The sequence below is a fragment of the Pantoea coffeiphila genome, from assembly GCF_016909495.1.
Lineage (GTDB): Bacteria > Pseudomonadota > Gammaproteobacteria > Enterobacterales > Enterobacteriaceae > Erwinia > Erwinia coffeiphila.
This window is the reverse complement of sequence record NZ_JAFBFW010000001.1, coordinates 931,338-958,304: the sequence shown is the minus strand read 5'-3', so window position 1 is coordinate 958,304 and position 26,967 is coordinate 931,338. Positions and strand designations below refer to the sequence as shown.

General features: G+C 56.9%; 25 protein-coding genes, 1 pseudogene and 1 riboswitch. Of the genes and pseudogenes, 16 read left to right on the top strand and 10 right to left on the bottom strand.

The features are described from left to right. The first annotated feature begins 13 nt into the window (after positions 1–13). The 5 genes from JOE09_RS04460 (at position 14) to JOE09_RS26495 (ending at position 6,505) form a co-directional block, all read left to right on the top strand. Positions 14–484, top strand: coding sequence for a GNAT family N-acetyltransferase (locus JOE09_RS04460; RefSeq protein ID WP_205064936.1), 471 nt, complete (start codon positions 14–16; stop codon positions 482–484). Further along, entirely contained in the window at positions 481–2,541 is a 2,061-nt protein-coding gene (locus JOE09_RS04455) for a hydantoinase/oxoprolinase family protein (protein ID WP_205064935.1), read from the top strand. The genes JOE09_RS04460 and JOE09_RS04455 overlap by 4 nt, the downstream gene beginning before the upstream one ends. Continuing rightward, a complete protein-coding gene (locus tag JOE09_RS04450; RefSeq protein WP_205064934.1) occupies positions 2,531–4,510 on the top strand; it encodes a hydantoinase B/oxoprolinase family protein in 1,980 nt (659 codons plus the stop codon). The genes JOE09_RS04455 and JOE09_RS04450 overlap by 11 nt, the downstream gene beginning before the upstream one ends. A 741-nt stretch (positions 4,511–5,251) precedes the next feature. Next, positions 5,252–5,893, top strand: coding sequence for a hypothetical protein (locus JOE09_RS04445; RefSeq protein WP_205064933.1), 642 nt, complete (start codon positions 5,252–5,254; stop codon positions 5,891–5,893). A 270-nt stretch (positions 5,894–6,163) separates the two neighbouring features. Beyond that, positions 6,164–6,505, top strand: coding sequence for a nucleotidyltransferase-like protein (locus tag JOE09_RS26495; protein WP_476703936.1), 342 nt, complete (start codon positions 6,164–6,166; stop codon positions 6,503–6,505). 1,236 nt (positions 6,506–7,741) lie between these two features. Here the strand turns inward: JOE09_RS26495 and JOE09_RS04440 are convergent. Next, the gene (locus JOE09_RS04440) at positions 7,742–8,401 is read right to left on the bottom strand and encodes an O-methyltransferase (protein ID WP_205064932.1); all 660 of its coding nucleotides are present in this window, start codon (positions 8,399–8,401) and stop codon (positions 7,742–7,744) included. Between the two features lie 541 nt (positions 8,402–8,942). Here JOE09_RS04440 and phnF point away from each other — a divergent pair. The 9 genes from phnF to phnN are packed head-to-tail and all read left to right on the top strand — an operon-like array spanning position 8,943 to position 15,764. Beyond that, positions 8,943–9,662 carry a phosphonate metabolism transcriptional regulator PhnF gene (gene phnF / locus JOE09_RS04435; protein ID WP_200547811.1) on the top strand — a complete coding sequence of 240 codons (720 nt, stop codon included), beginning with the start codon at positions 8,943–8,945 and terminating at the stop codon, positions 9,660–9,662. After that, a complete protein-coding gene (gene phnG, locus JOE09_RS04430) occupies positions 9,663–10,103 on the top strand; it encodes a phosphonate C-P lyase system protein PhnG (protein WP_200547812.1) in 441 nt (146 codons plus the stop codon). After that, the gene (phnH, locus tag JOE09_RS04425; protein WP_200547813.1) at positions 10,103–10,678 is read left to right on the top strand and encodes a phosphonate C-P lyase system protein PhnH; all 576 of its coding nucleotides are present in this window, start codon (positions 10,103–10,105) and stop codon (positions 10,676–10,678) included. Before phnG ends, phnH begins: the two co-directional genes overlap by 1 nt. Continuing rightward, positions 10,678–11,754 (top strand): carbon-phosphorus lyase complex subunit, encoded by a 1,077-nt coding sequence (locus JOE09_RS04420; RefSeq protein ID WP_205064931.1) that lies wholly within the window; start codon positions 10,678–10,680, stop codon positions 11,752–11,754. Before phnH ends, JOE09_RS04420 begins: the two co-directional genes overlap by 1 nt. After that, on the top strand, positions 11,747–12,589 hold the full coding sequence (locus tag JOE09_RS04415; RefSeq protein WP_105594866.1) for an alpha-D-ribose 1-methylphosphonate 5-phosphate C-P-lyase PhnJ: 843 nt from the start codon (positions 11,747–11,749) through the stop codon (positions 12,587–12,589). The genes JOE09_RS04420 and JOE09_RS04415 overlap by 8 nt, the downstream gene beginning before the upstream one ends. Then, complete coding sequence (gene phnK, locus JOE09_RS04410; RefSeq protein ID WP_205064930.1) at positions 12,586–13,344, top strand: phosphonate C-P lyase system protein PhnK; 759 nt, start codon at positions 12,586–12,588, stop codon at positions 13,342–13,344. Before JOE09_RS04415 ends, phnK begins: the two co-directional genes overlap by 4 nt. A 19-nt stretch (positions 13,345–13,363) precedes the next feature. Further along, positions 13,364–14,068 carry a phosphonate C-P lyase system protein PhnL gene (gene phnL, locus JOE09_RS04405; RefSeq protein ID WP_105594868.1) on the top strand — a complete coding sequence of 235 codons (705 nt, stop codon included), beginning with the start codon at positions 13,364–13,366 and terminating at the stop codon, positions 14,066–14,068. Next, the gene (phnM, locus tag JOE09_RS04400; protein WP_200547816.1) at positions 14,065–15,201 is read left to right on the top strand and encodes an alpha-D-ribose 1-methylphosphonate 5-triphosphate diphosphatase; all 1,137 of its coding nucleotides are present in this window, start codon (positions 14,065–14,067) and stop codon (positions 15,199–15,201) included. The genes phnL and phnM overlap by 4 nt, the downstream gene beginning before the upstream one ends. Then, entirely contained in the window at positions 15,201–15,764 is a 564-nt protein-coding gene (phnN, locus tag JOE09_RS04395; protein ID WP_205064929.1) for a ribose 1,5-bisphosphokinase, read from the top strand. Before phnM ends, phnN begins: the two co-directional genes overlap by 1 nt. A 179-nt stretch (positions 15,765–15,943) precedes the next feature. Here the strand turns inward: phnN and JOE09_RS04390 are convergent, their stop codons facing one another. The 3 genes from JOE09_RS04390 to JOE09_RS04380 are packed head-to-tail and all read right to left on the bottom strand — an operon-like array spanning position 15,944 to position 19,235. Then, positions 15,944–17,449 carry an FAD-binding protein gene (locus tag JOE09_RS04390; RefSeq protein WP_205064928.1) on the bottom strand — a complete coding sequence of 502 codons (1,506 nt, stop codon included), beginning with the start codon at positions 17,447–17,449 and terminating at the stop codon, positions 15,944–15,946. 17 nt (positions 17,450–17,466) lie between these two features. After that, complete coding sequence (locus JOE09_RS04385; protein ID WP_205064927.1) at positions 17,467–17,823, bottom strand: c-type cytochrome; 357 nt, start codon at positions 17,821–17,823, stop codon at positions 17,467–17,469. Between the two features lie 20 nt (positions 17,824–17,843). After that, the gene (locus tag JOE09_RS04380; RefSeq protein ID WP_205064926.1) at positions 17,844–19,235 is read right to left on the bottom strand and encodes a cytochrome c; all 1,392 of its coding nucleotides are present in this window, start codon (positions 19,233–19,235) and stop codon (positions 17,844–17,846) included. Positions 19,236–19,546: 311 nt separating this feature from the next. On the opposite strand from JOE09_RS04380, the pseudogene JOE09_RS04375 reads away from it, so the two are divergent. Together JOE09_RS04375 and JOE09_RS04370 are read left to right on the top strand one after the other, a co-directional pair. After that, a pseudogene (locus JOE09_RS04375) lies at positions 19,547–19,924 on the top strand (Rpn family recombination-promoting nuclease/putative transposase); the annotation flags it as partial. A gap of 82 nt (positions 19,925–20,006) precedes the next feature. Then, positions 20,007–20,120: riboswitch (TPP riboswitch) on the top strand. Positions 20,121–20,196: 76 nt separating this feature from the next. After that, the gene (locus JOE09_RS04370; protein ID WP_205064924.1) at positions 20,197–20,835 is read left to right on the top strand and encodes a TenA family protein; all 639 of its coding nucleotides are present in this window, start codon (positions 20,197–20,199) and stop codon (positions 20,833–20,835) included. A gap of 121 nt (positions 20,836–20,956) precedes the next feature. Here the strand turns inward: JOE09_RS04370 and JOE09_RS04365 are convergent, their stop codons facing one another. The 6 genes from JOE09_RS04365 to citC are packed head-to-tail and all read right to left on the bottom strand — an operon-like array spanning position 20,957 to position 26,780. Beyond that, the gene (locus JOE09_RS04365; RefSeq protein WP_200560801.1) at positions 20,957–22,420 is read right to left on the bottom strand and encodes an anion permease; all 1,464 of its coding nucleotides are present in this window, start codon (positions 22,418–22,420) and stop codon (positions 20,957–20,959) included. 21 nt (positions 22,421–22,441) lie between these two features. After that, the gene (gene citX, locus JOE09_RS04360; RefSeq protein ID WP_205064923.1) at positions 22,442–22,993 is read right to left on the bottom strand and encodes a citrate lyase holo-[acyl-carrier protein] synthase; all 552 of its coding nucleotides are present in this window, start codon (positions 22,991–22,993) and stop codon (positions 22,442–22,444) included. Positions 22,994–22,996: 3 nt separating this feature from the next. Next, positions 22,997–24,514, bottom strand: a complete 1,518-nt coding sequence (citF, locus tag JOE09_RS04355) for a citrate lyase subunit alpha (protein ID WP_205064922.1) — start codon at positions 24,512–24,514, stop codon at positions 22,997–22,999. A 9-nt stretch (positions 24,515–24,523) separates the two neighbouring features. Beyond that, a complete protein-coding gene (locus JOE09_RS04350) occupies positions 24,524–25,432 on the bottom strand; it encodes an aldolase/citrate lyase family protein (protein WP_205064921.1) in 909 nt (302 codons plus the stop codon). Further along, positions 25,429–25,725, bottom strand: a complete 297-nt coding sequence (gene citD / locus JOE09_RS04345) for a citrate lyase acyl carrier protein (RefSeq protein WP_205064920.1) — start codon at positions 25,723–25,725, stop codon at positions 25,429–25,431. The genes JOE09_RS04350 and citD overlap by 4 nt, the downstream gene beginning before the upstream one ends. Further along, entirely contained in the window at positions 25,722–26,780 is a 1,059-nt protein-coding gene (citC, locus tag JOE09_RS04340) for a [citrate (pro-3S)-lyase] ligase (RefSeq protein WP_205064919.1), read from the bottom strand. The genes citD and citC overlap by 4 nt, the downstream gene beginning before the upstream one ends. Positions 26,781–26,967 lie beyond the last annotated feature (187 nt).

Here is a 26,967-nt window from a genome sequence, read left to right as displayed (position 1 = left end):
GTCAGGAGCCACCATGCTACAGCCGCTCGTTCCCATCATTGCCGAATGGCAGCGCGACGACTATCTGCTCAGCAGCGACCCGAACCGGCTGGATGTGGCATGGGTCCACCATCAGCTTTCTGAAAACAGCTACTGGGCCAAAGGGCAGCCGCTGGCGCAAACGCTGCGCGCCCTGGCGGGATCGCTCTGCTTCGGCATTTACCACCGGGGCCAGCAGGTGGGATTTGGCCGCCTGATCACCGACTACAGCCGCTTTGCCTACCTCAGCGACGTGATCATTGACCCGTCGCAGCGCGGCCACGGGCTCGGCGGCTGGTTTGCCGCCAGCATTTTGCAGCACCCTGAACTCAAAACCGTAAAACGCTGGATGCTGGCCACCGACGATGCCCATGAGGTCTATCGCCGCGCAGGCTGGCAGCCGGTGGAAAAGCCACAACGATTGATGGAATTCATTCCCACCCACCCAGAGGATCACACCGCATGAGTTACCGCGTTGGCGTCGATATTGGCGGCTCGTTCACCGATTTTGCCGTGCTGGACGAGCGAGATAACAGCATTCGAACGTTAAAAGTTCTGTCGCGTCCCGACAGCCCCGGCAGCGAAATTACCACCGGCCTTGCCCAGTTCCGCGAGCGCGACGGCATCCAGCCGCAGGAAATCAGCGCGTTTACCCACGGCACCACCGTCGGCGTCAACGCGGTGATCCAGCGCAAAGGTGTGCGGCTGGCGCTGTTTGCCACCGACGGTTTCTGCGACGTGCTGGAACTGGCCCGCCTGAAGATCCCCCATATCCACGATCTGTTTTCACGCCGCCCGGCCCCGCTGATTTCCCGCGACCGGGTTTTCGCCATTCGTGAACGCACCGATCGTGACGGCCGGGTATTGCAGGAGGTCGACAGGCAAAGCGTGGTGGAGGCGATTGACGGCGCGCGGGCGGCAGGCTGCGAGGGGATCGTGGTTTCGCTGCTGCACAGCTATCGCAACGGCGGCAACGAAGCGCGGGTGCGGGAACTGGTCGCTGAGCTGGCCCCGGATCTGCTGACTTCCTGCTCGGCGGAGATCTGGCCGATTATTCGTGAGTACGAACGCACCATCACCGCAGTGATCAACGCCTACGTGCAGCCAAAGGTCATCCACTATCTTGACTCGTTCGAGCGGGCGCTGAAAGAGATGGGCGTTCCTGTACCGCCACGCATCACCAAGTCCAACGGCGGAGTGATGGGACTGGCGCAGGCCAAAGCGGAATGCGTACAGATGGTGCTTTCCGGCACCGCTTCCGGGGTGATCGGTGCCAGCTATATTGCGGAAAACTGCGGCTTTGACCGTCTGCTGAGCCTGGATATTGGCGGCACCAGCGCCGATGTGGCGGTTATTATCGACGGTCGCCCGGAATACGGCAGCGGTGAAATTATCGGCGACTTCCCGATCTACATTCCGTCGGTTTCCGTCACCTCGGTGGGACAGGGCGGCGGCTCGATCGCCTGGATCGACAGCCTGGGGGTGTTACAGGTGGGGCCGGACAGTGCGGGTTCACTGCCTGGCCCGGTCTGCTTCCGCCGCGGCGGTACAGAAGCCACCGCCACCGATGCTTTTGCCGCCTGCGGCATGATCGGCCATGGCGATCTCGGCTACAACGCGGTGCAGGTCGATGTAGCAGGAGCGCGGGCGGCGGTGCAGAAACTGGCCGAACCGCTGGGCATCAGCATTGAAGAGACGGCAGAAAACATTATCGCGCTGGCGATTTCCAGCATGTACAGCGACACCAGCGGGCTGATATCCCGTTTCGGCCTCGATCCGCGCGAGTTCTACTTCCTCGCATTTGGCGGTGCCGGGCCGATGATGGGCTGCTTCCTGGCGCGCGAACTCAAGCTGAAAGGCGTGGTTGTACCGCCAACGCCTGGCGTGCTGTCGGCGCTGGGCGGGCTGGTCGCCGATATCAAAAACGACTTTATCAACACGCTTTACTGCGATCTGACTCCGTCTGCCAGTGCCGCTCTGCATGATGCCAGCGGCGTGTTGCGCGATGAAGCCGAAGGCTGGCTGCAGCGCGAGTACGGTGGCGATCTGCCTTACCGGCTGAGCTTCTCTGCCGATATGCGCTATCGCGGCCAGTCGTTTGAAATCGACGTGGCGCTGGAGGAAGAATGGCTGCGGGCGGGTAATCTGGCCGCGATCCGTCAGGCTTTCGATGCGCATCACACCCGCCTGTTCGGGCATCATGACGAGCATGCGGCGGTACAGCTGATTAACCTGCGGCTGGTGCTGAGCTCGCCTACGCCGAAACCGCAGATGAAACTGCTGGCCGCCGCCGATGGCCCGGCGCAGGTACTGCGCCAGGTGGAAGCCTGGATCGACGGGCGCTGGTGGCAGGTGGATGTGGTTTCCCGCTCCGCGCTGGCCGCCGGGCACCAGCTCACCGGCCCGGTTATCGTCGCGCAGGACGACTGCACCACCTGCGTACCGCCGCAGATGCAGGTCGACGTCGACCGCTTTGGCAACCTGATTATCACCCCCGTTTCCGGAGAACATCATGGCAATTGATGGCCGTAACCTGCAGATCCTCGCCAACTACTGTGCGGCCGCGGCCGACGCGATGGCGTTTACGCTGATGCGCACTGCGCATTCCACCTTTGTTAAAGAGACGGAAGATTTTTCCTGTCAGATCGTCAGCCGCGACGGGCTGGCCTTTGCCTCGCCGCGCAGCTTCGGCGCGCCCTGGTACAGTGGGATTGACTACGGCCCGGTGCTGGCGCTGATCGACGGCTATCAGGAAGGGGATATCTGCATCACCAACGATTCCTATGCCGGAAATGTGGCGACCCACTCGCCGGATATCCATATCTGGAAGCCGGTGTTCCACCAGGGTGAAATCGTCTGCTTTGTGGTCGGCCATATTCACAACACCGACGTGGGCGGCGCGGTGCCTGCTTCGCTGTCGCGATCCCTGACCGAGATCGTGCAGGAAGGCATTCGCATTCCGCCGCTGAAAATCATTAGCGGCGGTCAGATGAATGAGGCGGTAGCGCAGATTATGCGGCTGAACGTGCGTGCGCCGGATCAGAACTGGGGTGACTTCAACGCGCAGATCGCCTCGGTGAATATCGGCGAGCGCAAAGTGCAGGAGATTATCGCCCGCTTCGGTATCGATGACTTCCTGACCGGCGTTGAAGGCATTCTCGACTACGCCGAGCAGCAGGCGCGGTCGATTATCAGTACCATTCCCGATGGTGAATATTTCTATGCCGATTATGCAGACGAAGACGGCGAGGGGGGCTACCCGTGCCGTATCGCGATCACTCTGCGGATCAAAGGCGACAGTCTGGAGCTGGACTACACCGGCAGCGATCCGCAGCTGGCTTCATCGCTGAATATGCCCACCGGCGGCCGCGAGCGGCACCCGCTGGCGCTGGTCGGCGTGACCTATGTGTTGTCGACTCTTGACCGTTCCCTGCTGCTGAATGCCGGAACCCTGCGGCCAACACGCGCCATTCTGCCGCCGGGCACGATAATGAACTGTGAGGCACCGGCGGCGGTAGGGATGCGTTCGCTGACCTGCGCGATGTCGCAGATTGCCACCGTGGGGGCGTTTTCGCTGGCGATGCCTGACAGGTTGCCCGCTAACTCGCCGGGCGGTAATTCGATTATTAATATCCGTACTGTGGATGCGCAGAACCGTACCGTGGTGGCTTCACTTGGCCCGGTCGGCGGCGGTGCGGGCGGCACGCCAAAACACGACGGGCCGGACGGTTCCGGCGGGCTGTCGGCGTTCCTGAAGAACACACCGATCGAGATCAACGAGGCCGAAGTGCCGGTGCGCTTCCATCGTTACGGGCTGGCGGCGGACAGCGCCGGAGCCGGGAAATATCGCGGCGGGCTGGCAACGGAGATGGCGTTTGAGGTGTTCGCACCGAATACCACCATCACCGCGCGCAACCGCAACCGTTCGGTGTTTTCCTCCGCCGGTGCGGCGGGTGGGCGTGCGGGGAGCACTTCCTGGTTCCGCACCACGCGCCCCGACGGCAGCGTCATTGAACACGGCAATACCGATGTCATTCACTGCGGGCCGGGAGATGTGGTGACGGTGAAAGGGCCAGGCGCGGGCGGCTACGGCGCGGCAAAAGATCGCGATGCGCAGGCGGTGCTGCGGGACGTACAGTGCGGATTTCTCAGCGAGCAGGCGGCGCGCGAGCAGTACGGCGTGGTGGTGCAGCGCGGTGAAATCGATCTGTCTGCTACCGAAGCATTACGGGCGGTAATGCCGGGTGCGGGCGATAAGCATTTTGATGTGGGGGCGGCGCGCGAAGGCTTTGAGGCGCTGTGGACGGAGGATCGCTATCGTCTGCTGACTGCATTCCTTGCCGAGCGGCCTGTGGTGTGGCGTCATTTCCTTAAGCATCAGGTGTTTGCTGCGGTGCAGAAGGGCGAGGGGAGCGATCTACCGCTGGATGAGCAGATGGCGGGATTGTTTGCCCGGCTGATGGCGCAGTTTCCTGCGCTGAGTGCGGCGTAGCGGGGCCACCGTTTTGCCTGTCAGTATCGGTGATAGCGCTGGCTGTTATTGATGTTGTCGGTGTTGTTGGTGCTGTCGGTAAGTCGCGGCGATCGCGCTGGCTGGCCGTGCCCCGTCTGGTCCTGTCCTGGCGCCGCGATGCGGTGCCATCACTGCGTGCGTCAGCCTGACGAATCGGAATAGACGGGGCGTCCTGCCCCGGCTGTGCCTTTCCCCCGCGTCCGTGCGGGGGAATCCTGGCTTCCTTTCTGCGTTCAGCGCTGCGGATGTCCCGCCCGGGTGCACGGCCAGCCTGCTGTTTTCTTCGGTGTTGCCTGAAAAACATCAGGATCGGTTCAGACTAGGGTGAGTAACTGCATCCGGTCTTACTACCCGTTTGCAATTTTCACGACCATCGCCAGCAAAATCTGGCGGTACATGTTGTGAATGTACGAATGTTTGCTGTGTGCCAAAACATGACATTCGGCGTTGTGGTAAATGCCTGATTATCATTTCTTTTACTGTTACAAACCGCTGGATAAATTCTCCAGTATCCAGCTTGAGTAAATTCGTGAACAACTAGCACTGCCTGTATAAATTATGCCGAACGCAAATTTACTTATTTCAGAAAAACTTGTTGAAATAGATTTACATTAGCGTTAGTTTGGCATGGGTTAAGTTTTGTAAATAATTTTTGAAAATGTTCTATTTGCGAACAGGCTACCTTTGAGAACGGATTTTTAGGCATGCAGGAGTGAGAAATTGAAAATAGATAGTTTAGAAGGCTATAATAGCTACTTTGACCTAGATGGTAGTCCTTTAGAGTTCTGTGCTCAGAGAAAAACATTCTACTATGATGGAATGAGGGTTGTTTTGGATTGCCTTCCGTATTTGCTAAATAAAAGCAGCGGCCAGATTCGCTTCTCTATTTCGGCAGTACATATCATAAAAAATTACATTGAAGATGCTAAGAAACAAGGTAAAAGTGAAGTCCGAATAAATCAGTTTGGTAGATTTAATAGGGGGAAGCTTCCTGTCGGTGAACAGACAGAATTTAAATATTCTCCAGCGGAACATTTTTTCATACCTGGACTGATTAGAGATATTCCATCAAATGGTTTTTTGACTCCTGTATATTTCGATAAAAATGTTTTAGTAAAGTTTGAGCATGCGGAAGGCTATAAGCTTCAGAAGCAAACAGAAAGTGCTGGTCGCATTAATGGTCCAGGTGGAATTAATATTCCATATGGAGTGAATAAAGGCGGTTATGTAATTATGTGGCTAGGTGACATAGTTAACTTACCTCAAAATGAGCTGTTTTATTTGTACTCTGCAAATGTGGATCCTCAGTATGATATTCATTCTGACTTTTATCGTAATCAAATATTAGGTGAGTGGCTGTAATATATGCTTAACGATTTGCTACACACAGAAAAATTACTTGCTACGCTCCCAATTTTCCCGTGAGCAAGGCGTTAGCGTTTACAGAGGGTAAGCAATGAGTTTGGAAGATATATTGTCAGGATAGATTGGTCCTTCAAGTGACACTGAAAAAGACAAGCAAGAACGAACAGAGCGGATGATTCGGCAAGCGATAGATTCACATGCACCGTTCAATAATTGCTCATTAAAGGTTTATGCTAAAGGATATTACGCTAACAAAAAGAAAATGGAATAGCCAAGAAAAAAAGAACTGGCTATGCCTATAAAAAAGGAGCACGGCTCCTAAAACGTATTGAAAACGCGATGGCAGATGATAGAGCGTTTCGTGAATTACCATCTTTCTTTATGGAGTGTTTAGCATTCAACTGTCCGGACAACGTATTCGCACATCTTACATGGACAGAATGTTTTCGAGATATGCTTATCCATATTTGGAATAGTCTACAAGGCGATGAGCCAATCACTGGTCGTTGGTTGGAGATAAATAAATGCATTTTTTTGTTTCACCAAAATCAAAAATGGACTCGGGAAGATGGACGAGGGTTTGCTGAAGCCACTTGGAATTATTTTTGAGTTCAAATAATGCGTAATGTGACGATTAAAAGCTCGATGTATCTATTGGTCACCATTTCAGCGGTCGCTTAGTTTTCCCTCGCATACTTTGGCGGCTTAGACTTGTCAAAGGTAGAAGATTTTTTCGGGCTTGCTCCTAAAGTGGTGACTGTTGACCTTTTAATTGTGGCAGCGTTCGTTAAATGGGGCTTGAAGTTCAGTATATTTAGAGATTGGCTTGTTCCTTTTCCAGATTTAAACGAGACCTGGGCAGGTTATATTTATTCAGATTGGATACATCTAGAGACAGGTGAAAAACCTGCTCCTATACCTATCATGTTCAGGGCCAACCAATCATTTTTTTTAAACTAGCTACATGATGCTCGCGAGTGAAATGGAAAGCATTTCTTATTCAGAGGTTTTTCTTATTTATCCTGAGAGGAAGATTAAAAACTTAGCATGTTACTATACTAGCAGGCCTCGACTAAGTTTAATCGAGCGGAGCATCCTTCATGGTGGAAAAGCGATGTTCAAAATTATTGAAAAGCCGAAACAAAAGTTAGTTGGTAGATATTGGACAGAGAGACTAACAAAGGAGAAATAGTTCTTCAGTATCACTCAAAAGAGCTATTGGAGGAGTTGCCAGACAATCTTGGTGAGCACCCCGTAACTGAAGATGAGAACCGACGCTAACAAGACGTTGCTGTCGGACAAATTTTACGCTGCGTTTTAAATTTTCCGCAGAGCACAGCGTTAATTCCGCAATTCGCTCAAAGCCGTCAGTCAATTCAGTAGATGACTTGTTTTCATTTTGTTGTGGCAGATGTCCAAATGAAATGCAAACAGGCAGGTAAAATGCAAATGTATGGTCAGGTGAGTGCAAATCCCCACTCGGGGATGTCCTCATGGCTGGCATCGTTCTCCGCAATACTGGGAGCCCCCCCAACCACCACCGCCCGTTTTCAAAGACAGCCGCGCAAAACCTCAAGGAATGACCACCCGGCCTGGTTTTAAAATCGCGAAACAGAAGCCAAAAGGGCAGAGCGCTACGGGACAGGTTAGCCGGGTGTCTGCCGCAGGGATGCGGCAGCCAAGCCCACATGGAGGTGTTTACGGCGTCCCGGCGATCTGCCCGTAACGCTCGGACCTACCCCGGCTACCACAGCCCGGTTTTAAAAACAGCGACACAGAAGCCAGAAAGGCTGGAACGGGACGTCATAGATGGGCCAGATAACGGCCGCCAGGTTCAAACTTATCTTATTTCACCCGCGCCATCGCCAGTCCATCCCAGCCTTTGGCTCCGACGGTTTGAACCGCCGTGGCTTCCAGCCGATCGTCGTTGCCCACCAGGCTGAGAAATTCCCGCAGCCCCTGGAGATTCGGATCGGCATCTTCGGCATCGGTAATTTTCCCGCTGCGTACCACGTTATCACCGATGATTACGGTGCCGGAACGCGAGTATTTTAGCGCCCACTCCAGATAGATCGGGTTATTTTGCTTGTCGGCGTCGATAAAGATCATATCGAACGGGGCGGAACCTTCGAGGGTTGGCAGCGTATCCCGTGCGGCACCCACCAGGATGGTCACTTTGCTTTCCAGCCCGGCGCGGCGAATGTTGTGACTGGCGATTTCGGCGTGGCGCGGCTGATACTCAAGGGTGATCACTTTGCCATCGTCCGGCAGCGCACGTGCCAGCCAGATGGTGCTGTACCCACCCAGCGTGCCGATCTCCAGAATGCGTCTGGCACCGATCATTTTGGCGAACAGATAGAGTAACTTTCCCTGATTAGGGGCCACGTCAATCGGCGGCAGTCCAGCGTTTTTGTTGGCATCCAGTGCGGCCAGCAGGGCCTCATCCTGCGGGACGAGTTGTTGAATCAGGTAATTATCGACGGCGGCCCAGCGTTGTTGATCCATGTTGCGTTTCCTGTTTTGGGGCAGAGCTAATAACTATAAGTCAGATATGGAGCGATGTGCGCATGGAGTTGCTTAAGATCCTGTGTCTGGCTTATCGGGGCTGGCCGGAACGCGGACCCGCTGTCACGTCCTTGTCCGCTCGGCCTCGCACATCCATGTGCTCGGACGGTCCGCTAATCCGTCCAGCCCCGATTGCCTCAATGCTTTGGTATCGCTGCCGGATAATCTGACATGAGATGGCAGCAACACCCATGTAGAGAGGATGACCGTTACGGGACAGGTTAGCCGAGTGACTGCCGCACGGATGCGGCAGCCAGGGCTACAGGGAGGGATTGACGGCGTCTCGGCGATCTGCCCGTAACGGTCAACCTGAGTACCTGACGGCCAGCGAATCCTCTGCTTTAGCAGCTTTTCACAAACGTCATCTCCCCTTAACCGCAGTGTCACACAACCCCGGCAAAGTAACGCCCATCGGTGGCAGGAAGCAGCAATTTGCAGACAACAGCTTCCCGCCGGGTATGACGCTGTGGAGATTTTTTTAATGCTCAACTTATCCAGACATCCGACCACTTTATATCAGGCCATCGCCGCCCGGCTGGAAGATGAACTGCGCAGCCGCTATCGCTGTGGAGAGTATCTGCCATCGGAAAAACAGCTGGCCGCACACTATGAGGTCAACCGTCATACCCTGCGCCGCGCGGTGGATGAACTGGTTGATAAAGGGCTGGTTCAGCGCCGTCAGGGCGTTGGCATTCTGGTGCTGATGCGTCCGTACGACTACCCGCTGCACGCACAGGCGCGGTTCAGCCAGAACCTGATGGAGCAGGGGAGCCATCCCACCAGCGAACGCCTGCTGGCCGTGTTACGCCCCTGCAACGCTGAAGTGGCCGCCGCGCTGGCCTGTAACGAGGGCGATACGGTGATCCACCTGCGCACCCTTCGCCGGGTTAACGGCGTGCCGGTGTGCGTGATTAATCACTACCTGCCCGATCTGGACTGGTGGCCGCAGCTGCAAAAGTTTACCAGCGGATCGCTGCACGACTTTATCAGCCAGCAGCTGGGCGAAGATCTGACGCGCAAGCAGACGCGCATCGCTGCCCGCCGCGCACAGGCAAAAGAGAGCCGTCTGCTGGAAGTCACGCTGCATGCACCGCTGCTCTGCGTGCGCACCCTGAATACCCGTAACGGCAGCGGCGCGATGGCGGAATACTCCGTCAGCCTGACGCGTGCCGACATGATTGAACTCACGCTGGAGCATTAAATGGAAGCACATAAGGCCCGCCAGCACTGGCTCTCAGTACTGGCCCACAGCAGCCCGCAACAGCTGCTGGCGCACTGGCCATCAACGCTGCAACCGCAGTACCAACTGCTGCGCGCGCCGGAAACCGGGCTGACCCGCCTCCAGGCGCGAATGGGGGGAACCGGGCGACGCTTTATTCTTGGCGATACCACCGTCACCCGCGCGGTGGTCCAGCTGGAAAATGGCACCTGCGGCTACAGCTATATTATCGGGCGCGATAAAGCCCACGCGGAACGCTGCGCGCTGCTGGATGCCCTGCTACAGGGCGACAGCGCACAGACTCTTCACCAACAGATTATTGCGCCGCTGGCCGCCGCACGTCAGGAACAGCTGCTGCTGCGTTCCCGCGAAGTTGCCAGCAGTCGCGTTGACTTCTTCACCCTCGTCAGGGGAGACAATTAATGACTCTACTCGCCAGTTTCAGCCATCCGGTTGCCGATGCCCAGCACGCCTTCCGCCGTATTCTTAAAGCCATGAGCGAGCCGGGCGTGATGGTTTCTCTGCCGTCGTTGCCCGCCTGGGGGCGTACCTCGGTGGCGGCAACGGCGGTGCTGATGACGCTGGTGGATCGCGAAACGCCGCTGTGGATCGATGAACGTTTCCACGATGAAGCGCTGCTGAACAATCTGCGTTTTCACACCGGTGCGCCGGTTACCGATCGTACCGACGCGCCGTTTGCCCTGCTGCATGCCAAATCCGCCGTTGATATCGCCAGCTTCTCGCCGGGCGATAACGTCTCGCCGGAAAAAAGTAGCACGCTGATTATTGATGTCGCCGGGCTGAGCGGTGGTCTGACGCTGCGCCTGCGCGGTCCCGGACTGATGGAAACCCGGGCGATTGCGCCGCAGCTGCCGGAAAGCGTGCTGAAATTCCTGCGCAAACGCGCGCATACCTTCCCTCAGGGGATCGATCTGATCTTCACCTGTGGCGAAAATATGATGGCCCTGCCGCGCACCACCAACGTGGAGGTGTGCTGATGTACGTCGCGGTGAAAGGGGGCGAGAAGGCGATAGCCGCCGCCCACCGGCTACAGGAAGATCTGCGCCGTGGCGACCGTAATGAAGCAGAGTTGCAGTGCGAACAGATAGACCAGCAGCTGGGCCTGGCGGTGGACCGGGTGATGACCGAGGGCGGCATTCACGACCGCGAGCTGGCCGCGCTGGCCATCAAGCAGGCCAGCGGCGATCTGGTTGAAGCGATTTTCCTGCTGCGCGCCTATCGCACCACGCTGCCGCGCCTGGCCGACAGCCTGCCGCTGGACAGCGGAAAAATGCGCGTGGAGCGCCGAATCTCCGCCGTTTATAAAGACCTGCCCGGCGGCCAGCTACTGGGACCAACCTACGATTATACCCACCGCCTGCTGGATTTTACCCTGCTGGCCGAGGGAAAAACGCCGCCCGCGCAGCGTGCCGAACAGCCGCTAGACGAGCGCTGCCCGCATATGTTTGACCTGATGACCCGTGAAGGACTGGCAATTGCCGAAGAGGATGACGGCAGTGAACCGCTGGATATTACACGCGATCCGCCATCCTATCCGCTACCGCGTTCGGCGAAGCTACAGCAGTTGGTGCGCGGCGATGAGGGTTTCCTGCTGGCGCTGGGCTATTCCACCCAGCGCGGCTACGGCCGCACCCATCCGTTTGCCGGTGAGATCCGTACCGGCTACGTCACGGTGGAAATCGCGCCCGAGGAGCTGGGCTTCCCGCTGGAGATCGGTGAAATCCTGCTGACCGAGTGTGAAATGGTCAACGGCTTTACCACCCCCGCCGATGCCGCACCGCATTTCACCCGCGGCTACGGCCTGGTCTTTGGCCGCGCCGAGCGTAAAGCGATGGCGATGGCGCTGGTGGATCGTGCGCTGCAAACCGATGAGTACGGCGAGCGCATCACCAGCCCGGCACAGGACGAGGAATTTGTTCTGTCGCACGCGGATAACGTTGAGGCGGCGGGCTTTGTTTCGCACCTGAAGCTGCCGCACTACGTCGATTTCCAGGCCGAGCTGGAACTGTTAAAGCGCCTGCGCGCGGAGTATCAGGAGAAGCAACGTGGCTGAACTGCATGGTTACAATCCGGGCTATCTGGATGAGCAAAGTAAACGCACTATCCGCCGGGCGATCCTCAAGGCGGTGGCGATCCCCGGTTATCAGGTTCCGTTCGGCGGGCGTGAAATGCCGATGCCCTACGGCTGGGGAACCGGCGGCATCCAGCTGACCGCCAGTATGATTGGCGAACACGATGTACTGAAGGTGATCGATCAGGGGGCCGACGATACCACCAATGCGGTTTCTATCCGTCGCTTTTTCCAGCGGGTTAGCGGCGCAGCGGTAACCGAGCGTACCGTAGATGCTACGCTGATCCAGACCCGCCACCGCATTCCTGAAACTCCGCTGACCGAAGATCAGGTGCTGATTTATCAGGTGCCTATCCCCGAGCCGCTGCGTTTTATCGAGCCGCGCGAAACCGAAACCCGCACCATGCACGCGCTGGAAGAGTACGGCATCATGCAGGTGAAGCTGTATGAGGATATCGCTCGCTACGGCCACATCGCCACCACCTACGCCTACCCGGTGAAGGTCAACGATCGCTACGTGATGGACCCGTCGCCGATTCCGAAATTCGACAACCCGAAAATGCATATGATGCCTGCCTTACAGCTGTTCGGCGCCGGGCGTGAGAAGCGCATCTACGCGCTGCCGCCGTATACCAAAGTGGAAAGCCTCGACTTCGACGATCATCCGTTCACGGTCCAGCAGTGGGATCAGCCCTGCGCCATCTGCGGATCGCGCACAAGCTATCTGGACGAGGTGGTGATGGACGATAGCGGCACCAGGATGTTCGTCTGCTCCGATACCGATTACTGCCATCAGCAACAGGAAAGCCAGTCATGAACAATGAGTCACCGCTGCTGACGGTCAATCAGCTTACCCATCTTTACGCGCCGGGTAAGGGTTTCAGCGATGTGTCATTTGAACTCTATCCCGGTGAAGTGCTGGGGATCGTCGGCGAGTCCGGCTCCGGTAAAACCACTCTGTTGAAGGCGATTTCGGCCCGACTGCCGCCGCAGCAGGGTGAAATTATCTATCAGGGTAATGACCTTTATGCGATGAGCGAAAGTGAACGCCGTCGCCTGCTGCGCACCCAGTGGGGCGTGGTGCATCAGTATCCGATGGACGGATTACGGGCGCAGGTATCGGCCGGTGGCAATATCGGCGAGCGACTGATGGCGGTCGGCGAGCGCCACTACGGGCAGATCCGCGAGAAGGCCGGCCAGTGGCTGGAAGATGTGGAAATCCCGCTGGCGCGCATCGATGACCTGCCGGGCACTTTCTCCGGCGGTATGCAGCAGCGTTTGCAGATTGCCCGCAACCTGGTCACCGGGCCGAAGCTGGTATTTATGGATGAACCGACCGGCGGACTGGATGTGTCGGTGCAGGCGAGGCTGCTGGATCTGCTGCGTAACCTGGTGCGCGATCTCAATCTGGCGGTAGTGATTGTCACCCATGACCTCGGTGTGGCGCGCCTGCTGGCCCATCGTTTGCTGGTGATGAAGCAGGGACAGGTGGTGGAGAGCGGTCTGACCGACAGGGTGCTCGACGATCCGCATCATCCCTATACCCAGCTGCTGGTGTCATCCATTCTGTAACCCATGTTGAGAAACCGCTATGAACCTCAAACTGCGCATCGAGAATTTGTCTAAAACCTTCGTCATGCACAACCAGCACGGCGCAAGGCTTCCGGTGCTGAATAATGCGTCCCTTCAGGTGGCCGCCGGCGAATGCGTGGTGCTGCACGGCCATTCCGGCAGCGGTAAATCCACGCTGCTGCGTTCGCTGTACGGTAACTATCTGCCGGACAGCGGCCATATCTGGGTTGAACACCATCAGCAGTGGGTGGATCTGGTCAGCGCTCCGGCCAGGCAGATCCTCGCGCTGCGCCGCGACACAATTGGCTGGGTCAGCCAGTTTCTGCGGGTGATCCCGCGTATCAGTACGCTGGAAGTGGTGATGCAGCCGCTGCTGGAGCGCGGCGTGGATCGGGCAGAAAGCGAAGAGCGGGCGCAGGCGTTGTTGGGGCATCTGAACGTGCCGTCGCGTCTGTGGTCGCTGCCGCCGTCAACCTTTTCCGGCGGGGAACAACAGCGCGTGAACATCGCCCGCGGATTTATCGCCGAATCCCCGATTCTGCTGCTGGATGAGCCGACCGCTTCACTCGACAGCGTGAACTGTGCGGCAGTGGTTTCACTGATTGAGCAGGCGCGCGCCCGCGGTGCCGCCATCGTCGGAATTTTTCATGATAATGCGGTGCGCGAACGCGTCGCCGATCGTCTGCATGTGATGCAGTCTGTTACCCCGGAGCACGCCGTATGATCATTAACAACGTAAAGCTTATCCTCGAACGGGAAGTGGTCAGCGGCTCGCTGGCCTGTGATAACGGCATTATTACCGCCTATGCCGAAACGCCAAGTCAGCTGCCGGGTGCCATTGATGGTGAAGGCGGCTGGCTGATGCCCGGCATGGTGGAGCTGCACACCGATAACCTGGATAAATTCTTCACCCCGCGCCCGAAGGTGGACTGGCCCGCGCATTCGGCAATGAGCAGCCACGATGCGCTGATTATCGCCAGCGGGATCACCACGGTGCTGGATGCCATCGGCGTGGGCGACGTGCGCGACGGCGGCCACCGTATGGAAAATCTCAACAAGATGATTAACGCCATCCGCCACAGTGAAAAACATGGCCTGAACCGCGCCGAGCATCGCCTGCATCTGCGCTGCGAGCTGCCGCACGACTCCACGCTGCCGCTGTTTGAACAGCTGATGTGCAATCCGGCGCTGTCGCTGGTCTCACTGATGGACCACTCGCCGGGCCAGCGCCAGTACGTTTCGCTGGACGCGTGGCGTACCTATTTCGGCGGGAAATACCAGATGAACGACGAGCAGCTGGATGCCTATCAGGCCGATCAGCTGCGCCTTGCCGCGCGCTGGTCCACGCCAAATCGTGAGGCGATCTCCGCCTGGTGCCGCCAGTATCATATTCCGCTGGCCAGCCATGATGACGCCACCCACGACCACGTGCTGGAATCGAAAGGCGTGGGCAGCACGGTCGCCGAATTCCCGACCACCGAAGAGGCCGCACGTTCATCGCGCGAGATGGGGCTACAGGTGCTGATGGGCGCGCCGAATATCGTTCGCGGCGGATCGCACTCCGGCAACGTGGCGGCACGCGACCTGGCCTCGAAGGGGCTGCTGGATATCCTTTCCTCGGATTACTACCCGGCCAGCCTGCTGGATGCCGCCTTCCGTCTGGCTGCTGATGACGAGATCGCGATGGATCTGCCTGCCGCCGTTGCGCTGGTCACCCGAAACCCGGCGCACGCCATCGGACTGACCGATCGCGGCGTGATTGCCGAAGGAAAACGTGCGGATCTGGTGCTGGTTCATCAGCCGAGAGAACAGGTCTATATCAAAAACGTCTGGGCGAAAGGTCGGATGGTGTTCTGATGGCGCGGTTAATCTGGCTGATGGGGGCATCCGGCTCCGGCAAGGATAGCCTGCTGCTGGCGCTGCGCGAAAGCGCTCCCGATCGGGTGGTAGTGGCGCACCGCTATATTACCCGCAGCGCCTCTGCCGGAGGGGAAAATCATATTGCGCTCAGCGAGCATGAGTTCCTGCGCCGCAGCGAGTTCGGCATGTTTGCCATTGAGTGGCAGGCGCACCAGTTTTACTACGCGCTGGGCACCGAAATCGATCTGTGGCTGGCTGCCGGGCTGGACGTGGTGGTCAATGGTTCGCGCCGCCATTTGGCGGTAGCACAGCAGCGCTACGGCGACCGTCTGCTGCCGGTGTGCCTGCAGGTTTCGCCGGAGGTGCTGGCGAAGCGGCTGCGCCAGCGCGGACGTGAGGATGAAAGCGAAATTACCCGACGCATGCAGCGTGCGGCAGAGCCGATCTCAATGGGATGCGTGACCCTGAATAACGACGGGGCACTGGAACGCACGCTAAAAGATTTTTCGCTGCTGCTGGCGGAAGTACCGTGCCGGGATGCGGAACAGAACAGCAGGTAACCGTACTATGGCTAGCCATTGTGCACTTGCGCACAATGGCTGCCTGGATGAAGGTCAAAGTGACTTTTTCAAAGCCAAACTAAGAAATCAAGAATTGATGACTGATTATCAATGAGCCATTATCTGTTGCCGCATGCTGCAATTGACGCGCAAAGCATGCGCAGACTGCCTCCTGTCCCTCACATGTCAGAGACAACAACTCCGTCCTGCTCCTGCTTGATATAGCTGTAAAAGCGTTTTTCCGGATCGTACATTTCCCGAACCTGGTTCAGCTTCTGCCATTTCTCGGCAGAAAAACATTGATTCACCATCTCCGGGGCGACATCCAAATCGATTTCGTTAATGTAGTAACCTTTCGCGTACGGTTTGATCGCCGCGTTGAGTTTCAGCATCAGCTTCCTGTTCGCCTCAATTTCTTCTTCCGTTGAGCCGATCAGATACCAGGAAATATAGTGCGGTGCCCAGTAGGTAAAGCTGCACGGTTCCGGCACCGTCGGATTGGTATCAATCACCGAAAAACCAAATGAACGCGAATCGACGGCTTCGTTTTCCAGCAGTTCGGCAACAACCGGCAGCGCCAGCTCTGGCCGATCGGTGAAAAAGGCCGTTTCGCTGGTTCTGCTGGTGCTGTAGGCATCCGTTGCGCCCAGCGCCTGGAACAGATCCAGATAGGTCAGCGAGCGGTTATGCACGCTTTGCAGGGTGCACAAATCCGGGAGTTTGCTGTTATTAAAAATGTCGGCCACTTCCCGTGCTTCCGCCTCCGTACTACCAAATGAAATCACGTTAAGCGCCAGATGCCAGCGCTGTTCTGACGGCGGTGTGCCCGGCGGGGAGAACTTGCCCAGCGCGCCGAGGATCTCCGAGCGCTTCGCATTGGCCGGCAGCAGCGTCATGATTTCATCCAGCGCGGGGCGCAGGTCCGTAACGGGAAAGTAAAAGCTGTTCATAATCGCCGTAGGCGCATTGTGCAACTGGAGCCTGTAACGCAGAACCACGGCGAAAAATCCCGGGCCAACGCCGCGAATGGCCCAGTACAAATCCGGGTTTTCATCCGGCGAGGCCATAACGATGGAACCGTCCGCTAACATCACCTCGGCTGCCAGAATCGACCCACACGCCATACCATAGGCGGGCATATTCCAGCCCATGCCGCCGCCTAACAGAAATCCACCGAGGGTAACGAATCCGGTATGCGCCCCGGGGAACACCAGCCCTTTATCAAAGGTGGCCTCGTTAAGTTCCTGACTAAGAACCCCGGGTCCGGCCCAGGCGGTTTTGGTCTGCGGGTCCAGCTCAATACTGTTAAAACGCGACATGTCGATGGTCACTGCGCCGTTACGTAACGGGGCTAGCGTGATGTTATGCCCGGAGCTGCGCAGTGCAACCCGACGCCCCGTCTGCTTTGCATAGATCAGCAGGATTTTTATATCTTCAGCGTCCAGCGGCTGAGCAATCACATCAGGGAATCGTTTCGGCTTTTTATTGTACCAGGTCATCGCCCAGAACCAGCGAAAATAGCGCGGGTCGGCGTGGCTGATAAAGGGCCCCTTGAAGCCTTCCGGTCGAACAGGAGCGCTGCCGGTAGCAAAACTGGCTACCGGGCGAAGCAGGCCGGAAAATAGTATGCCAACGGCAGCTGCGGCCTTGAGGAAATGTCTGCGTGCCAGTAATAACGTCTGCACAAAAGCTCCTTGTCAGATTACGGGTTGGCGGAAGGCAACTGGCTAAAGTAATGGGAAAGCTGACTGATATCGGTGTCTGTCAGACCGTTAACAACGTTCTGCATCATGCCGTTTTTACGGCTGCCGTCACGAAAGGCCCGGAGCTGACTGCGCAAATAGGGCGCTTTTTGCCCGGCCAGATTGGGCCACTCCGGATTCTGGCTTATACCGCCCGGACCATGGCAGCTCATGCAGCGGCTGGCCGTTTCGGGCTGCGCAAATTCCTGGCTTTTACCATCCGTACCATCTGACATCGCCAGCGCCTGCGGCGCAGCGAAAATCGCCATGCTGGTCAGGAAAAGCCATATCAGTAAGCGGCGATTGCTGTTTTTCATACCCACTCCGTCAGTTCTCATTAGTCGCGTACGCTGTTAGCGTTGCGTGTTGTTATATTTTTCCGCACCTCGGCCACCGCTGAAGAGGACACTTCAGGTGCCTGATTGCCCCATGACGAACGAATGAAATTCAATATATCGGCGATATTTCCGTCGCTGAGTGAATCGGTATAAGCGGGCATAGAATAAAGCGTGTCGTTGTGTTTTGTTTCGGCATTGGTTGCGCCTTCCAGCACAATTTTTATTAAGCTGGCCGGATCGGGATTATTGACCATGGTATTTAATGCCAGCGCCGGGAATTTATTTTTGTAGCCCAGTCCGTTAGATAAATGGCAGCCTTCGCAGTGGGATAAATACTGTTTTTCTCCGGGGCTTAAGTCCTCTCCTCGCGATAATTGATTCAGGGTTGTTAAATCGTAATAGGCCTTATCCTGTATGATATTCGGCTGTAACGAGCGCAGATAAGCGGCGATGGCCGAAAGATCGCTGTCCGACATGTATTGCGTGGAGTGGGTGACAACGTCGGACATCGGACCAAAGGTAGCGGTTTTATCCGAACGACCGGTTTTCAGTAGCGCAACGATTTCATCAGCGTGGGTTTGCCCCAGCCCTGAACGCTGCTCGCCGCGTAATGAGGGTACCGAATAGCCATCAATGACCTGACCGCCGGATAAATACTGGCTGCCTTTGCTGTTATCAAAAACGACTTCCTGCAGCGTGATGGCGCGGGGCGTATGGCAGGCACCGCAGTGGCCGAGGCCGGTGACATAATAAGCACCCAGCGCAACCGGTTCCTTCGGCAACGGACCCGGCGGCAGCGGTTTTGGTGCAAAGAGCCAGCGCCACCAGGTCATGGGCCAGCGCATCGAGAGCGGCCAGGGAATGGTGTTGTGCTCGCGGGGAGCCGCGACAGGCGTGACACCGTGCATGAAATAGGCATAAAGCGCAGCCATGTCGTTGTCAGTAATACGCGAGTAAGAGGTCCACGGCATGGCGGGGTATAACGTGTCACCTGAAGGAGCAATGCCGTATCTGACCGCACGTTCAAAGTCACCAAACGAATAGTTACCAATGCCGGTTTTCTTATCCGGCGTGATGTTCGGCGGGATCATGCCACCAATCGGGGAGGCGATGGGTAAACCGCCACTAAACGCCGGTTTACCGGGGGCCGTATGACAGGCAACACAGTCACCCACGCGAGCCAGATATTCACCGCGTGCAACCTGTTGTTCATCCATCGGTAAGGATATTTTAGCGAGGGGATAGCCAGGTTTGGGGATGATAAGAGTGACTAACCAGGCAAGCACGGCAGCCACAGCAACGCAGGCAACGATCCCGCTGGTCCAGCGGCATAGCCGGGAGGTGGTTGAACATTTGGTGTGATTTTTGGTCTTTCCCTGGCCATTTTTCATCAGTTTTGATGCCTTGAGTGTGAATTATTTTTTCGCTATTTGGTGCTCGTTTATTAGCAATGCGGGTTTTGATCGTTGAAGTAACTCGAGAGGGCGGTGTCTGAGTTTTTTAATTATTTTCTCAGGTTTAAAAACGAGGTGAGTATGTTCCAGTGTCGGTCAATTTTTTAAACCAAAAATGCCGAAGCGGGTAAATTCGATTTTTTATGAAGGCATGCTGGTTATTGCATATAATTTACATTTATTTATGCGAGGCAATACGCAGAATTATGTCTATGCCGTTGTGCCTTATTCGGTAATTTTTCAAACATGAAAAACATATCCATCAGCGCGATCTCGCCGGGCTGTTGGACCGGTTGGCAACCCTGATTTTGGCAAAACACATGACGGGACAGCAGTTTGTTACGCTGGTAAACTACTTTGCGCACACGGCGGAATTGTCCGATGCAGAGGTTTTTATCCGTAAACTGGCACTGCGCGTGCCGTCGCATAAGGATCAGCTAATGACTCTTGCAGAGCAGCTTGAAGAGAAAGGAATGAAAAAAGGGATTCTGCTCGGGGAGCAGCGCGGCGAACGTTCAGCTACGCTGAAAATTGCGCGAATGATGCTGCACAATGGGTTGGACTCGATCACGGTGATGAAGATAACCGGCTTGAGTGAAGATGACCTCGCAAAGATACCGTATTGATTTTATTTCGTCCGCTGTACAGTTTTTCAGTCTTAGAGTTTTTGTTTACAACATCTGAACTGACAGGTTATGTTCCTTGCCGAACCTTTCCAGGGGGAGCCCACCAGCGGGCTGAGAGTTTGCACTTGCAACGGTGCGAAGACCCTTAATACCTGATCCGGATAATGCCGGCGAAGGGATGGCGCAACCTGTCTGACTTTTGCCTGCCTCCGATCGAGGCGGCCAGAGTATCCACATTCAGTCGCGCTGTCTTTACTTTACAGGACAACACGATGACCGAACGTTTTACCGAAATCCTGCGTAACCAGAATCTGCCAACCTGGTCGGCGGCCGTTAATCACCGTTTCGTTGAGGAGCTGGTGACTGGCACCGTTGACGACCGCGTGATGATCAATTATCTGATTCAGGATCACCGCTTCCTCGACAGCTTCCTGATCCTGGTTGGTGCGGCAATGGCCAGTGCGGATACCACCGAAGCACGCCTGCGTTTTGGCCGCTTTGCCGGGATGGTTTCCTCCGAAGAAAACACCTATTTCCTGCGTTCGTTTACCGCGCTGGGCGTCAGTGAGCAGCTACGTAACGAACAGCCGGACACCGCGCCCACGGCCGGGTTCAAAGCCATCATGCGTGAAGCGGCAGCCACCCGCAGCTATGCGGCAGTACTGACGGTGCTGAACGTTGCTGAATGGCTGTATTATGATTGGGCGACTCAGGCTGCCCGACCGCTGCCGGAGAATTTTGTCTACGCCGAGTGGGTCACGTTGCACGACAACCCTGATTTCAATGCGTTTGTGGCGTTTATCCGCGAGGAACTGGATCGTGTTGGGCCAGCAGAAGCCTCGCAGTGTGAGGATCTATTCCGCCGTGCTGTTGGATTAGAGAAAGCATTTTTCGATGCGGCTTATGCGTAAATCACGCTGAAAGAAGGGTAATGCCAATACGAGTAGCCCGACAAACTCGGGCATCCGGAGTGTCATAAAGAAGGGGCAGAAAGCCAGTGCAGTCTGCCCCAAAAAATCTCCCCCGATGAAATCAGCTCCACAGCGCCAGAATCGGCCAGCCAACCAGCAGCAGTAGCGAAATAAACACCACGCCGAATATCGCGCCCAGCCGCCAGTAATCTTTCGACTTAACGTAGCCGCAGCCGTAGATAATCACGCCTGGACCGGTGGCATACGGCGTCAGGCAGCCCATAATCCCAATAGACAGCACCAGCAGGATACACAGGTGCTCCATCGGCACGCCGGGAATACCTTTCCCCACGGCAAGGATCATCGGCAGCATGGTCGCGGTGTGGGCCGACAGGCTGGCAAACAGATAGTGGGCAAAGTAGAACACCAGCACCAGCGCCACCACCGTGCCGCTTGGGGAGAATCCCTCCAGATGGCGACTCATGGTGTTGGCAAACCAGTCGATAAAGCCGGAGCGGGTCAGGCCATTCGCCATCACCACCAGCGTGGCGAGGTTAACCAGCGTATTCCAGGCGCTGTGATATTTAGTGATGTCCTTCCACGGAACCACGTGCAGCGCCAGCATCAGGGATACCGCCAGCAGGCCGACCGCCGTGGCGTTAATAATTTTGCCGCCAAATACCCACAAAGACAGACTCAGCAGCACCAGACCAATCAGCGTCATCTCCTGGCGCGTCAGGCGACCCATCTCTTTTAGCGCGCCACCCGCCCAGTTTGAGACTTCCTCGCTGTGGGTGATCTCTGGCTTATAAAGAATATAGGACAGCCAGGGTGCCACGATCAGCAGGATAATCCCCACCGGCAGGAAGCTGAGGAACCACTGCAGCCAGCTGATATGAATACCGGCAATTTTACCCACAAACTCCAGGCCCAGCACGTTAGGCGCGGCACCGGTAATAAACATCGATGAGCTGAGGCTGGTGCCTATCACCATCATCCACATCAGGTAGCCGCCGATGCGCTTTGACGAGGGATCGTTGGGGAACGATTTAAACAGCGGCGGCAGGTTTTTGATTACCGGGAACACCGTGCCGCCGGTGCGTGCGGTATTGGAAGGGGTAAACGGTGCCAGCATAATGTCGATGATTACGATGGCGTAGCCCAGCGTCAGTGTGCGCTTACCCATAAACTTAACCATAAACAGTGCGATACGACGACCGAGGCCGGTGACTTCATAGCCCAGCGCAAAGATAAATGCGCCGAACACCAGCCAGACCGTCGAGCTGGAAAAGCCCGCCAGCCCCCATTTCAGCGCCTGTTTACCGGCGTTAAATTCCGGATCTGCCAGCTCGGAGGCATCAAACAACACGTAGTGACTGCCGATAACGCAAATGGTTACGGCGATAAAACTGATCGCGGTTGCCGGGATAGGTTCCAGGATCATCCCAACAATCATCGCCACAAATACCGCGAAATAGTGCCAGGCCTGCGGCGGCATGCCGTCAGGCACCGGGATCAGCAGCATAATGGCGAGAACAATCAGCGGTGCCAGAGATTTCCATATCTTATCTTTCGCAATGGACATAATCGATCCTCTATCAGGGATTTAATGAGGGTTAATGGCATCAGCCTTCTGGAGCAGCGCGTCCATCTGGCGGAGCAGGTCGGTCACCGGATGTGCACGATTGCGGGCGCAAACCGAGGCCTCCTGCTGACACAGCAGACAGGTGCGGGGAGGCAGGCCGAAGTCTTTGCGCGACAGGAGCGTTCCCTGCGACGTGAGCACGTCAAAATCCCACAGCCTGCCCAGTGGCGAAGCCTGCTCGAGAGCGATCAGCGCACGTTTCACCCGTTCGGCGGGAGCGCTAACCGCCAGCAGACCTTCCGGGCCGCTGGGTAGCGCAACGCAGCGCTGGCGGTTGATTTCCCAGCCGGACTCGGCAAGTAACTGCCGTAACGCCCGCAGGCCGCGATTGAAAATGTGCCGCGTGAGCGGGCTGTCTTTTACCGATCCCGGTGCCAGAACGGTGAAGGAAATTAACGTACTGGCATCGTGCGCCAGCCATTCCTGCTGACGTGCGCGGCGTGCATCCCGGCTGGTCAGCAGCTGTTCCACGGTGATAACGGCGCGGGTGGCCGAGGTGATATATAGCGGCATGATTCACTCCCTGACCTGACGAACGACATCAATCACCGAGCCGTCGCGGTAGCGCACCACCGCAATTGTTCGGTCGGTAAAGGCAATCGGCTGAGGCTTACCGGTCAGCAGTTCTGCCCGCTCGCGCAGCCATTCAATCGGCACCACCTTCATACCGGCCTCTTTCAGCCGATCGGCCAGTTCGGGGCGGGCCGGATTAACGGCAATACCGTGATCGGTAACCAAAATGTCGATGCTGGAACCCGGCGTCACGCAGGTGGTGACCTTATCAACCAGCGTTGGGATACGGCCCCGAACCAGCGGAGCAACGATAATCGACAGCGCGGCGGCAACCGCCGTGTCGCAGTGGCCGCCTGAAGCGCCGCGCAGCACGCCGTCGGAACCGGTCAGCACGTTAACGTTAAAACTGGTGTCCACCTCCAGCGCGCTGAGGATCACCACATCCAGGCGATCGACCGAGGCACCTTTTGAACTCCAGTTGGCGTACTGGTTGGCGCTGATCTCAATATGGTTTGGGTTGCGCGCCAGCGATTCCGCCGCGTGGCGGTCAAAGCTTTGCACGTCGAGCAGCTTGCCGATCAGCCCCTTTTCGTGCAGGTCGACCATCGCGGCGGTAATGCCGCCAAGGGCAAACGCGGCGTGAACATCGCGGCGGCGCATGCTGTCCTCCAGGAAACGGGTCACCGCCAGTGAGGCCCCGCCGGTACCGGTTTGCAGCGAAAAGCCTTCCTTAAAGTAGCCGGAGTTAACCACCACTTCGGCGGCGCTGCGGGCGATCAGCAGCTCACGAGGGTTGGTGGTCATGCGGGTGGCATCCGCGCCGATTTTGTCGGCATCGCCTACGCGATCGACCTGAACAATCAGATCGACCCGATCCTGCGCAATGCTGGCCGGTGCGTGCGGGTAGCTGACGATTTCTTCGGTCAGCAGCACCACCTTATGGGCGTAATCGGCATCGACTTTGGCATAGCCTAATGAGCCGCAGCAGGCGCGGCCAATGCGGCCATTGGCGTTCCCCGCCGGGTCGCAGGCCGGTACGCCAAGAAAGGCGACATCGATGCTCAGTTCGCCGCGCTCAACCAGCTCGACGCGGCCGCCGTGGGAGTGGATCTGTACCGGTTCGGCAAGCAGTCCGCGTGATATGGCTTCCGCCAGCGGGCCACGCAGGCCGGAGGTGTAAATGCGGCTGACCACGTTATTGCGGATGTGATCGACCAGCGGCGCGTGGCAGTCGTTCAGCGAACTGGAGGCCAGCGTCAGGTTTTTAAATCCCATACGGGCAAGGGTCTCCATCACCGCGTTCAGCGTCAGATCGCCACCTCGAAAAGCGTGATGGAAGGAAACGGTCATACCGTCTTTGAGCCCCGAACGGCGAACGGCCTCTTCGAGAGTGGCGCACAGTTTTCCATCCCGGGGTTTCTGTGCCTGCAAATTGAGTTTCGAAGCCTGTTGATACTTCGGATAGTCAAACGCTGACCGGCGCTGCTCGCTGCTGTGTTCCTGCTGTTGATGCTGAGTCATAGTCTGTCCTTATTCATCACGAATTCCGGAAAGCGCCGCGCGGGAAAGTACCAGGCGGGCGCGCTCAATGACCGGGCTGTCGACCATTTTTCCGTTAAGCGACACCACGCCGCGCCCTTCAAGCGCCGCCGTTTCGGCAGCCTCGACAATTTGCTGAGCCTGATTAAAGGCTTTGCGCGTGGGGGCATAGAGGTTGTGCAGCAGATCGATCTGGCGCGGGTTAATCAGCGATTTACCGTCGAAGCCCAGCTGGTGGATATGTGCAGCTTCATGCAGGAAACCGGCATCGTTGTTGGCATCGGAATAGACGGTATCGAACGCCTGAATGCCCGCTGAGCGTGCAGCCTGCAGAATGGAGCAGCGGGCAAACAGCAGTTCGACGCCTTCCGGGGATCGCTCGGTGCGCAGATCGCGCACGTAGTCTTCTGCCCCCAGCGCAATACCGATTAAACGCGGTGATGCATGGGCAATCGCCACCGCCTGAGTAATCCCCTGAGCGGATTCGATGGCCGCCAGCAATCCGGTGCTGCCGGGCTCGCGGCCGCACTGCGCTTCGATGCGGCTGATTTCAGTTTCGATATCAATAACGTCCTGCGCGGTGTCGGTTTTCGGCAGACGCACGATATCCGCGCCACCGCGCACCACGGCTTCCAGATCGTCCAGACCGAAGGCGGAATCCAGGGCATTAACGCGAACAATGGTTTCGACGTCCCGGTAAAGGGGATGCTGGAGCGCGTGATAGACCAGACGGCGGGCGGCATCTTTCTCGCGCAGGATCACCGAGTCCTCAAGGTCAAACATCAGCGCGTCGGCGCGATAAATAAATGCGTTACTGACCATCGCGGCGTTAGCGCCGGGAACAAACAGCATGCTGCGGCGGATGCGCGAGCGCCGCGCTTCATTATGTGGCGTGGTCATTTTGCGTTCTCCCAGGGCAGGGCTGCGAGGCCAGCGGCGCGGGCCAGCAGGGTTTCCAGACGGGCGCGCAGGATGCAGTCCAGCGCGCCTTTATCGTCAACGATCAGCTGTACACCTTGTACGCCGTAGTGGCGCAGCGTCTGCCCAATGGTGGCGCGGATCGCTTCACCAAACTGCTTTTCAACGCTGCTGTTAATTTGCAGATCGATTTCCTGCCCATCGGCAGGCGCGATGCGGATCATCACATCGCCTGATTCCAGAGTGCCGGCAACGGCTGCATGGATTATTTTCATGTTTCACCTGTTACTGATTCAGAATGGGGTTGTTTCCCGGCGGGGAGCATGTGCTGCAGATAGTCGAAGGTGGTGGGCGGCACCAGATGCCCGATCGTGGCGATCTGCTGCTTCACCAGCAGCTGGCGGACCCAGGAGGCGGAAATGGCTTTGCCCTGATACTGCACGCGCTCAATTTCAACCAGCTCAATCGGTGGCGCATCCATCGCCGGATCGCTCAGGCAGCGGCGCATATCGCGGTTGTAATCAGCGGTCACCGCGCAAAACGGTTCGCTGCCGACAAAGCGGTGGGTAATTCCCAGCGCCGGGGCAATGTGCTGGCGAAAGATTTGCAGATCGATTTCGGTGTAGCAGTGATCGATCACTCCCTGTTCTTTGATGAAGTAGCAGGGGAAGGTGGCGCGAGAGATCAGGTATTCTGAGCCGCGATGCACCGTCAGGCCCGGAATGTCTGCGGTCCCGGCGCGCACCAACGCCAGGCGATCTTCATACGGGAAGCGCGAGGTATCTTCCTTCACCAGGAACACGTGCAGCCAGTCACACCGGGCAGCAGCCTGTTGGATCAGATAGCGGTGGCCGAGGGTGAACGGATTGGCATTCATCACAATACAGCCGGTTTTGCTGCCGCCGCGACGCAGGGTGGTGAGAAAACTGGCGTAGCGCTCCAGGCGGGAGGCATCATTCTCCATCAGCACCATAACGCCGGGAACGCGGGCGAGGGGGTAAAAGCCGCACTGTTTAAATAACGCCTCATTTTCACTTTTCGTGTAAATAAATAAGTGCGTGCACTGCCGTTCATAGGCGAGGTTGATTAATTCCGTCGCCAGCGTTAGCGCCAGGCCTTCCCCGCGCGCGGACTCGCTGATGGCAACGCATTTAATAATATTTCCGGCAATGCCCCCGCAGGCAATCAGTTGTTCATCGCGGGTGACGGTAATAAATACCTCTACCGACGTGTCGATGTTCAAATCGTTTTGGCGTAAAAACTGAATAATGGCGGCCATCTTTCGGTTTTCAGCGCGTTTTACCTGGGAAAAAACACAATGGGATAACATATCTGAACTTTTTCCGCCTCTTCACGTTTCCGTTAAGGCAACGTACAGGATGATAAATTTTTTCAAATCAATAACATTCATTACATGAATGCGTTCGGTGACTGGCTAATGCGGCGATATTACGTGCAAGGCGTGCCGTTTTTTTTGATTTGTTTCATAAACTGCGATCTGATTTAAAAGAGCTTAA

Bases quoted from the DNA above. Each gene is read 5' to 3' on its own strand.
- JOE09_RS04460 (WP_205064936.1), top strand. From the start codon at position 14: ATGCTACAGCCGCTCGTTCCCATCATTGCCGAATGGCAGCGCGACGAC.
- JOE09_RS04455 (WP_205064935.1), top strand. From the start codon at position 481: ATGAGTTACCGCGTTGGCGTCGATATTGGCGGCTCGTTCACCGATTTT.
- JOE09_RS04450 (WP_205064934.1), top strand. From the start codon at position 2,531: ATGGCAATTGATGGCCGTAACCTGCAGATCCTCGCCAACTACTGTGCG.
- JOE09_RS04440 (WP_205064932.1), bottom strand. From the start codon at position 8,401: ATGGATCAACAACGCTGGGCCGCCGTCGATAATTACCTGATTCAACAA.
- phnF (WP_200547811.1), top strand. From the start codon at position 8,943: ATGCTCAACTTATCCAGACATCCGACCACTTTATATCAGGCCATCGCC.
- phnG (WP_200547812.1), top strand. From the start codon at position 9,663: ATGGAAGCACATAAGGCCCGCCAGCACTGGCTCTCAGTACTGGCCCAC.
- phnH (WP_200547813.1), top strand. From the start codon at position 10,103: ATGACTCTACTCGCCAGTTTCAGCCATCCGGTTGCCGATGCCCAGCAC.
- JOE09_RS04420 (WP_205064931.1), top strand. From the start codon at position 10,678: ATGTACGTCGCGGTGAAAGGGGGCGAGAAGGCGATAGCCGCCGCCCAC.
- phnK (WP_205064930.1), top strand. From the start codon at position 12,586: ATGAACAATGAGTCACCGCTGCTGACGGTCAATCAGCTTACCCATCTT.
- phnL (WP_105594868.1), top strand. From the start codon at position 13,364: ATGAACCTCAAACTGCGCATCGAGAATTTGTCTAAAACCTTCGTCATG.
- phnM (WP_200547816.1), top strand. From the start codon at position 14,065: ATGATCATTAACAACGTAAAGCTTATCCTCGAACGGGAAGTGGTCAGC.
- phnN (WP_205064929.1), top strand. From the start codon at position 15,201: ATGGCGCGGTTAATCTGGCTGATGGGGGCATCCGGCTCCGGCAAGGAT.
- JOE09_RS04385 (WP_205064927.1), bottom strand. From the start codon at position 17,823: ATGAAAAACAGCAATCGCCGCTTACTGATATGGCTTTTCCTGACCAGC.
- JOE09_RS04380 (WP_205064926.1), bottom strand. From the start codon at position 19,235: ATGAAAAATGGCCAGGGAAAGACCAAAAATCACACCAAATGTTCAACC.
- JOE09_RS04370 (WP_205064924.1), top strand. From the start codon at position 20,197: ATGACCGAACGTTTTACCGAAATCCTGCGTAACCAGAATCTGCCAACC.
- JOE09_RS04365 (WP_200560801.1), bottom strand. From the start codon at position 22,420: ATGTCCATTGCGAAAGATAAGATATGGAAATCTCTGGCACCGCTGATT.
- citX (WP_205064923.1), bottom strand. From the start codon at position 22,993: ATGCCGCTATATATCACCTCGGCCACCCGCGCCGTTATCACCGTGGAA.
- citF (WP_205064922.1), bottom strand. From the start codon at position 24,514: ATGACTCAGCATCAACAGCAGGAACACAGCAGCGAGCAGCGCCGGTCA.
- JOE09_RS04350 (WP_205064921.1), bottom strand. From the start codon at position 25,432: ATGACCACGCCACATAATGAAGCGCGGCGCTCGCGCATCCGCCGCAGC.
- citD (WP_205064920.1), bottom strand. From the start codon at position 25,725: ATGAAAATAATCCATGCAGCCGTTGCCGGCACTCTGGAATCAGGCGAT.
- citC (WP_205064919.1), bottom strand. From the start codon at position 26,780: ATGTTATCCCATTGTGTTTTTTCCCAGGTAAAACGCGCTGAAAACCGA.